This window comes from Neochlamydia sp. TUME1 (assembly GCF_000813645.1).
Taxonomy (GTDB): Bacteria; Chlamydiota; Chlamydiia; order Chlamydiales; family Parachlamydiaceae; genus Neochlamydia.
The window spans coordinates 1-8835 of record NZ_JRXI01000059.1; the positions used below are offsets into that span (position 1 = coordinate 1).

Below are 8835 nucleotides of genomic sequence, written 5' to 3' on the forward strand. Positions count from 1 at the left end.
TTACAAATAAGAACTTAAGGCTATCTGAGATAAGTTTTTCATATCTTCTTATTAAATTTCCCTATGCAATTTGGTACTTTAGACTCTTAGCAAAGCTAGGGGTAGAAGGCTACGAAAGGTACACTATGCAAGCTAACAAAAAATTTTGCTTTAAATAGCAGGATTTAGAGCCCTTTTTTTTATTATCATTAATGTTACCTATCGATTAGCTTTTTACTTCATTTTCTGCCTGAGCTTGAAGATTGTAGAAGAATCGCATAAAGAAGGGGGTAAAGACCGTAGTAATGGCAATCACAATGATCATAGAAGCATACAAATCGTTATCAAAAATTTTGCTATCTTTCCCCACTTCTGCAAAAATTAGCCCCACTTCTCCTCTTGGAACCATCGCAATACCCACAGCCCATTTGATCCATTTATTTTCTTTAAAAAGAAGGAAGCCTGATGATAGCTTACCCACTATTGCGACGATAAGTATAGAAATAGAGAGTAGCCAAATGAAGGTTGATCCCCAATTGATTTCGCTAAGGTTTAAAGATAAACCTATCGTGACAAAAAATAGAGGCGTAAATAGATGAACAATTGGCTTCATTTGGGTTTCCACTTTATGAGAAAACTCTTCGTTAAGAGGAGAATAAGTTCCCCAAGGTAGGAAGAATTGTCGAGAAAGCGCAAGGCCTGCTGCAAATCCTCCTAAAAGTGCAGGAGCTCCCATCTGATGAGCTAGCCAAGCAAACAATAATATTAGAGAAACGATAGTGGTGGGAAGAAGTCCAGGAATCTCACTTTTCTCTTCATAATGTTTGATGATATTAGAAATAAATTTAGCAGCGATAGGGGCTAAAATAAGAAATAAACAGATGAATAGGAGTACTTTGCCAATATTTATAAAGCTAATCCCTCCTCCTTGAGAGAATTCATAAAGGATAGATAACAAAATAATACCTATGATATCGTCGATGACAGCGGCGCCAAGTACAATTTGGGCTTCATCGCTACTCTGTTTTTTAAGATCAGTAAGCACTCGAATTGTTATTCCAATGCTAGTCGCTGTTAATGTGCTTGCAATAAATAAAGATACGATTAGGCTTAAGTCAAATAGTTGGTAGCTGACAAGAAAACCGAGCGTAAAAGGAATGATAACCCCTCCTACTGCTACTATAAGAGGCTTGCTGCCTGTCTTTGCTAACCTTCCCATATCCGTTTCAAGTCCTACTTCAAAAAGAAGAAGAATAATTCCTATTTCTGCCAATAACTTAATCATCTCGTTAGGCTCTATTAAGTTAAATAGGCTAGGTCCAATGAGAACGCCGGCAAAAAGTTCACCAATAACAGAGGGAATATTAAACCTAGCGAAAAATTCTCCTAACACTCTAGCCATAAATAGAATAATGACAAGCTGGAGAAAAAAGTTGTGAATTAGCATAGTAATGTTTCCTTAAGGCTTGTAGATTAAGTTTTCAGCTTCTCGTGTAAGGGTCAGCTTATGAAATAAAAATGGGCAACTTTAATAATGCTCTAGTATTATAGCCTAGTACTCGAGAGATTACAGTAAAAATGACACTTATGCTAAATAAGTGCTTTGTTTATGTCAAACGCTTGGCTTACTCCTTTTACATTTTTGTCTTTTTTGTGTCACCAAAGTTGATGAAAAAAATATTAATTATATTTTTTATTTGCTAATTTAGCTTGATTGTAGTTGGGTAAAAAAGGCTCCAAAGCCTGATTTTACCAAAAAACCAAGCTTCATCAATATAATTTTTTACACGGGTAGATGACTTAGGTTTTCTGAAGATTTGCATGGTAAAAATTTATTTTAGTAAAAAGAAGTTAATATTTTATTCGAAAGCTTTTGAAACTTACCAAGTTATGGGCTTTTCTTTTCTTTTCTTTTCTTTTCTTTTCTTTTTTTTGGCAGGTTTTTCTCAAAAATTGTATTTAACTCTTTAATCCTAAGGATTAGGGATCAAGCTGTCCTGTTGGATACGACACTTGAGAGCCAGAGAAATCCTTACTCCTTTTGCTTATGATCTATTTCTATAGACAATTAGACCATGGCCTGAAGGCAAACAGAATTTGTGCCAGGAGAGGGATAATAGCTTATCGATCGATAGATAAATCGATAGATAATAGGAAAAACAGGGTGACAAATCATCCACAAATACCAAGAATGCGACGAGAAGTCAGGTTAAGTGAAGAGGCAATCCATTCATGGAGAAAAAGAGAAAAGATGCCTCAAAATTTGCTAAAGGCTGGGGGAAGATAATAGCGCTAGGAAGTTTTGGCAGAAGACTGGCAAGTATTAGAGAAGCTTTCTTGCTGGCATAGCTATGGTTTGCATGAAGCGGGGCTTTGGAGGAAATTTTCGTTCTGCAAAACAAGCAGGACTCTCCATTAAGCCTTTAACTATAAATAAAATGAAAGAGATTAAAGGTTTCAAAGCTTAAGAGGCGTTAATATAGGGAATAAAGGCTAGTATAAGAGGGGCCATAAAAGACAAGAGATTGGGTTGTTTCCACAGCAAGCCCGAAAAATTGCCGGCAATCTGCCGAGTCACTTTTCAAATTATTAGTGACGCGTATCCTTTTGACAGTTAATCATTAGATATGATAAAAAGGTATTAATTTATATCGTTCATTTAATCCTATAACTGATTTTAAGGAGGTATAAAATGTCTTTTAACCTATTCCCTTCCATTTTCAATCGTGATCCCTTATTTCGTTTTCCAAAAAATCTCATGCGTGAGCTTGAGCAATTTTATGGTGAGGAAAGAGATCAAGGGCTTACTATTTATGAGGACAAAAATAACAACATTGTCGTAGAAGCCGCTATGCCTGGTTTAAATCCGGAGGAAATTGAAATTAATTTAAATAAAGGTGTTCTTTGGATTAAAGGTGAGAAAAAAGAAGAAGAAGGTGATAGAGATAAGAAATTTTATAGAAGATCGATGCGTTCATTTTCTTATAGCGTAGCTCTCCCCGAACAAGTTAACGATCGTGAAGAACCTCAAGCCTCTTATAAAGATGGTGTTTTACAGATTAGCTTTCAAAAAGCCAAATCTTCTGAAGCTAAGCGGATCTCTGTTAAAAGTGAAAAATAAAAAACAGGGAGAGGGGTGGAGGTAAAAGGTATATTACCTCCTACTACACAAAACTCTTAAAATATAGCCAATGGAGTGGGCTGAGTAATTTTAAACACACTCAGCTGCTCCTAGAATTATTTCCGTTCCCTACTTTGCTTTTTTCTTTAGGGAAAGGGCGTCTTGAACCCATTTTTCTGCAAAAAAGATGACGCGCTACGAGAAAAAAATCTTTGGATTGGCTATCAGACAAAATCCTCTTTTAACTTAAATACGATAAAAATCCTTATATCTGGCTCTTACCCCTTGCCGGTTTCTATCCACTTTAAGGATAAAATCGCAGATTAGCCTTAATTAAGGCTCACCTGCTTTGAATATGCTTATAAAGCTCATCCGCTGCAGCTTTATCGGGAAATGACTGTTTAGCTGTAGGGGGTGGCGGTGACCCATAAAATCCGCCATAAAAGCCAGGAGGATTAGAAGGGGGGATATTGCTAGGATTAGCAGAAGGGTCAGTAAGGTTATTATAATTTTGATCATCAGATGGAGGCCTATAAGCTTGCGATTTCTTAGGACTGGGCTGAGGATATTGCGAAAGAGTATGATTGCCTTGATCACTAGGATCAGCCTGAAGAGGTAATAAAATCCCCCCTAAAATGAAAAGAGAAAAACCACAACAACGAGTAAAGCTTATATTCATAAAACCTCTTAAAAAAAACTATGTATGCTAACCTCAAAATACCTTAAAATTTATTTTATATACATATAAATATAATTGGCACCGTTTAGGTTTGTTTAAATTTTTTATGTAATCACTTGAGGGCTCATGAAATAGAAAAAATAGGAGAGGCACATGGATAGTGTTCCTTCATCCAAAAATCCTTTTTTCTGGGCTTGCTGAAAAATAAAAAGTATTCTTTTTATTTATCATTTGAGTAGTTTTTAAAAAATTTTCCTCTACAAGTTCTTCTTTGATTTATATCCTTTAAGTTAGCTTGGAGGAGTAAGCTGTAAGAAGTTTTTCCTTATTCGTTTTTTTAATGTTGTATGTCCAATTAATTGGAATTTTAATTATTTTTATCAGGACCGCTTATATATAAACAGGAGCAAGCTTATGACTTTTTTGTAAGGAAGTCATAGCAAATAAAAAGCTTTTTATCTTGGGGGGCCTTAGATGGGCAAAGCCAAGAAATAAATTGTGAAGATAATCGCACATAGGCTATGAATAAAAGCTTACAAAAGAGTAGAAGAAGGTTTTTTCATGAAAGTCTCCCCTTTGACCTCCCTCAATCATTTAATTAAAGATAAAAAAGATCAAGAATTGCAGGAGAGTTTAAAATCTCTTTCAGGATTTGAAATAGCCGATCTGATAGAAAAAAAAACTATGCCTGATCGATTATTTGTTTTTACTTTGTTATCTCCTCAACAAGCAGCTGAAACATTTGATTACCTTTCTGATAAGCAAAAAAAGCAAATTTTGCGCTCATTATCTTCTACGCAAATTGCAAGCATGCTAACAGCTATGCGATCTGATGATCGTACTGCTCTTTTAGAGGAATTACCTCAGCAGGTGGTGGAAGATTATTTAAAACTTTTGCCCCCTGAACAACGCCTTGAAACTTTAACCTTGCTAGGCTATCCGGAAGATAGCGTAGGACGGCTGATCACTACGGATTATATAGCAGTCAAGATGAATTGGAGGATAGAACAGGTATTTGATTATATTAGAGAGTATGGAAAAGATAGTGAAACGATTGATGTAATTTACGTGGTGGATGATGCAGGTATCTTGATTGATGATCTAAGGCTTAAAGAGATACTTTTTCATCCTAAAGAGTATAAAATCGCCCAAATTACGGATCAAAAATTTTTAGCTTTATCCGTTCATGATGCAGCTGAAGAAGCTATTAATATATTTAAAGAATATAATCGCGTAGCTTTACCCGTTATAAATGATGAAGGAATTTTGCTAGGTATCGTCACCATTGATGATATTTTGCGATTAGCTTCTGAAGAAAATACTAACGAAGTGCATAAAATTGGTGGAAGTGATGCTCTAGATGAGCCTTATTTGGAGACTCCTTTTTTTGAATTAATAAAAAAAAGAGCTCGTTGGCTGGTCATACTATTTGTAGGCGAAATGTTTACAGCTACAGCCATGAGTTTCTTCGAAAATCAAATTTCACGAGCTGTCGTTTTAGCTTTATTTCTTCCTTTGATAATTTCCAGTGGGGGAAATGCGGGCTCACAATCTTCTACCCTCATTATTCGCGCAATGGCTTTAGGTGAAGTGAAGCTCAAAGATTGGTGGAGTATTATGCGGGGAGAATTTCTTTTAGGTGCTTCCTTAGGCTTAATATTAGGGGTGGTAGGGTTTATTCGGGTTTCGCTATGGGGGACTTTAGGGCATGTATATGGTGAACATTGGTTTTTAATGGCCGTCACTATCTTTTTTTCTTTAATAGGAGTGGTACTATGGGGATCACTTTCAGGAGCTATGTTGCCTTTTGTTTTACGCCGTCTAGGATTTGATCCTGCTACCTCTTCAGCTCCCTTAGTGGCTACCATTGTAGATGTAGTAGGAATTGTCATCTATTTTACCTTGGCAATGGTGATACTCGAAGGCTCATTATTATGAATAATTTTAAAAAGGATGAGTTTAAGCCTCTTTTAGAGCGTTTTTCCTGATTTTTTAATGTAATAATTTGTTTTTTGAAAAAGCATTTATTTAACCAAGAAAGCAACATTTACTGTAGACAAAAATTACTTTAAGATAGATTGTATATCTCATACAGTCTAATTGATAAACTTAAAAATTAAGAGAAAATATTTTAAAGGTTAAAGCACTGGAAAAAGCCTTAATTAAATAAGGACTTTAATAACAAAAAAGCTGTGCCGACACAACCATACTTTTATAAATCTAAAAGAATAAGTGAGTAGAGTACTAAAAGCTGAAATACTAAAGAATTAGGTTTTACTCTAAAGAGTTTTGTTAGTTTAGTTTTTTTTATTGAGTGTTCCCTATCCCGCCATTTCCTGACACTAAAGTTAAGGTTAAAAATGGCGTTCGATAGGTAACAGTGTGCCCTGTTGTTAATTTGATCTTGCGAGGAAAATTTTTATTCTACTGGGTGTATTGTTAGTTAATGCCACCACTTTAGATTGAAATTAAGATTTGCATATAAGTTTCTATTTACAAATTATGGTTAACTTTTAGGAGGTTTCTATGAAAAAAGTTTTTTTAATGACGCTGTTATCTTTAGCTGTTATTTCTTGTGATACCAAGGATAAATCTGTCCCTTCTTCACCCAAAGGAGAGCCCTCAGATTATTTAAGGGATAAAGCTGATCGCTACGCAGTAGAAAAAACTCCATTAGATCAATCGGAAAGTGAAGCAGATCGTACCATTACCCAAAAAATTCGTCAGGCTATAGTGAAAGATGATTCTTTGTCTATGAATGCAAAGAACATTAGAATTATAACAATTGATGGAGTGGTAACTTTACGGGGTCCTATTGCCACACTTGAAGAAAGGGAAATTATTATTGGAAAAACCAAAGAGATTCCTGGGATAAGAAAAATAGAAAATCAACTAGAAATAACCGGAAAAAAATATTAATTTATGGAGGCTGTTATGAAAAAAGTAGTTTTTGGCTTAGCTAGTAATGAAGCTCAGGCTCAGCGAATTGTATCACAACTTTTATCTGCCGGATTTCATAATAAGGATATTTCTATCCTTTCTCCTGATCAAAATCAGCCGACAGCTACATCCAATAAGTATGGCGAAGCTGTGGAAGGAGACTTTGCAAGAACGGCTGATAAGGACCTCTCTTCTAGCAGCACAGGCTCCAAAGCTTCTGAAATGGGAGCTGTAGGAGCTGCGGCAGGTGGAGTGCTTGGTGGTTCTTTGGGATTGCTGGCTGGAATTGGTTCGTTAGCTATCCCCGGACTAGGAGCTCTTATTGCTGCTGGCCCGATTATGGCTGCTTTAAGTGGTTCGGCTGTAGGGGGAGGCTTAGGTCTTTTGGTAGGAGCCATTGTTGGTGCAGGAATTCCAGAAAATGAAGCAAAAAGATATGAAGCTGGCTTAAAGGCTGGCAATATTTTAATCAGCGCACATGCTGATACGCGCGAGGAAGTGACTCGTGCTTACGAGATCATGAAAAACGAAGGAGCTAAAGATATCTCTTCCACAAACGAGACATCGGAAAGCAAACTTTAAGAATTGATGTTCAGGGGTGCCTTAAAGCACCCCTGAGTAGTTTTTTTCTTAAAAATTAGGATAATAAAGTAAACGTTCTTAAACACCTTATTAAAGGGCAGATTATTGTGCCTCTATTCTTTTTTCTACCCATCTTTCCATAAATATTCCCCCTCTAAATATTAATAATTTCTTAGGTCATTTCCCTTTAGCTATTGGTTGGCAAGTAGCTAGACTCTTCTAAGCCCTTACGACAGCACATAGGATTTTAGATAGCGTTTTTTCGCCCTAAAGATTAATTGTTCAAAGAGAGATTTCTATTAAAAAGCTTTCCTTAAACTTTAAAAATATTTTATTATCGTCAGATATTCTTACGAAGTCTATTGATTTTTAATAGCCTTTCTAATGCAATTTTTCTAAAAAATAGGAATGAGATAATAGTCATGAATGAAGCCGCCTTATATCTTCCGTCTATAGCAGATGGAGAAGATAAAAGTTCCTCTTTTAAAAATCGCCTTAGAAAGAATTACCGTCACATTCGCAAATGGGCAAGGCGCACCACTACTGATTGCTTCCGCATTTATGATCGTGAGATAAGGCATTATCCTTTAGCGATCGATTTTTATGCAGGAAGGTTTTGTGTACATTATTTTTCTCGCACGAGAGAAGCTCCTGAACCTTCGGCTGAATTAAAGGAAGAAATTGAGCAAGCCTTAGGCTCTCTTTTTTGCGTCACTCCTGATTTGATCTATTGGCGCACACGCGTGCGGCGACAAAAAATGGAGCAATATGAAAAGAAGGAGAGCTCTAAAGAGTATTTTATCGGGCATGAATATGGGGTGAAGTTTAAAATTAACCTTCGCGATTACCTAGATACGGGGCTTTTTTTAGATCATCGGGAGACTCGTCAAATAGTGGCGGCAGCCTGTCCGGGCAAAAGGGTTTTAAATCTGTTTGCCTACACTTGCGCTTTTAGTGTACATGCGGCGAGAGCTGGAGCAACTTTTACAAAAAGTGTGGATATGTCGAACACTTACACCGCCTGGGGAGCTGACAACTTTAAGCTTAATGCTCTTCCTTTGATAAAAAATCCCATTATTCGTGAAGACTGCTTAAAATTTCTAAACCAAGAAAGCCGTACAGGCACTAAATACGACATTATTATTATCGATCCTCCCACCATTTCGCGCTCAAAAAAAATGCTGCAAATGTTTGATATTCAAATCGATTATGTGGACTTATTGTCTAAAGCTATTAAACTTCTTTGCAAAAAAGGAGTAATATTTTTCAGCACGAATTCGCGCAACTTTGTTTTTGATAAAAGCTTTTTTAGCACTTGTTCGATTATCGACATCTCTGCTAAAACTTTGCCTTTAGATTTTCATGATCCTAAAATTCATCGTTGCTGGAAAATTACTCCTTTATCCCCATAAATAAACAAATATTTTTTAATATATCTTTTTGCTTTAGCCTTCTCGATAAAAAGTCGTCATATTTTTAATTTGCTAGGATAAAAAATATTTTTTAATTTTTGAAAGCTTTTCTATCGAGGCAA

Annotated in this window: 7 protein-coding genes; 5 read left to right on the forward strand and 2 right to left on the reverse strand. The window is 36.0% G+C overall.

What is annotated here, in order from left to right:
- Window positions 1–205 precede the first annotated feature (205 nt).
- The gene (locus tag DB41_RS02565) at window positions 206–1426 is read right to left on the reverse strand and encodes a cation:proton antiporter (protein WP_039383955.1); all 1221 of its coding nucleotides are present in this window, start codon (window positions 1424–1426) and stop codon (window positions 206–208) included.
- 1245 nt (window positions 1427–2671) lie between these two features.
- Here DB41_RS02565 and DB41_RS02570 point away from each other — a divergent pair.
- On the forward strand, window positions 2672–3100 hold the full coding sequence (locus DB41_RS02570) for an Hsp20/alpha crystallin family protein (RefSeq protein ID WP_039383956.1): 429 nt from the start codon (window positions 2672–2674) through the stop codon (window positions 3098–3100).
- A gap of 340 nt (window positions 3101–3440) precedes the next feature.
- On the opposite strand, the gene DB41_RS02575 is transcribed toward DB41_RS02570, so the two are convergent.
- Window positions 3441–3779, reverse strand: a complete 339-nt coding sequence (locus tag DB41_RS02575) for a hypothetical protein (RefSeq protein ID WP_039383958.1) — start codon at window positions 3777–3779, stop codon at window positions 3441–3443.
- 561 nt (window positions 3780–4340) lie between these two features.
- Between DB41_RS02575 and mgtE the strand changes: the two genes are divergently transcribed.
- The 4 genes from mgtE to DB41_RS02595 all read left to right on the forward strand — a co-directional run bounded on the left by mgtE (window position 4341) and on the right by DB41_RS02595 (window position 8713).
- Entirely contained in the window at window positions 4341–5717 is a 1377-nt protein-coding gene (gene mgtE / locus DB41_RS02580) for a magnesium transporter (protein ID WP_039383959.1), read from the forward strand.
- 588 nt (window positions 5718–6305) lie between these two features.
- Complete coding sequence (locus tag DB41_RS02585; protein WP_039383961.1) at window positions 6306–6698, forward strand: BON domain-containing protein; 393 nt, start codon at window positions 6306–6308, stop codon at window positions 6696–6698.
- A 15-nt stretch (window positions 6699–6713) separates the two neighbouring features.
- On the forward strand, window positions 6714–7301 hold the full coding sequence (locus DB41_RS02590; protein WP_039383962.1) for a hypothetical protein: 588 nt from the start codon (window positions 6714–6716) through the stop codon (window positions 7299–7301).
- A gap of 422 nt (window positions 7302–7723) precedes the next feature.
- Window positions 7724–8713 carry a class I SAM-dependent methyltransferase gene (locus DB41_RS02595; RefSeq protein ID WP_052243816.1) on the forward strand — a complete coding sequence of 330 codons (990 nt, stop codon included), beginning with the start codon at window positions 7724–7726 and terminating at the stop codon, window positions 8711–8713.
- Window positions 8714–8835: the final 122 nt, after the last annotated feature.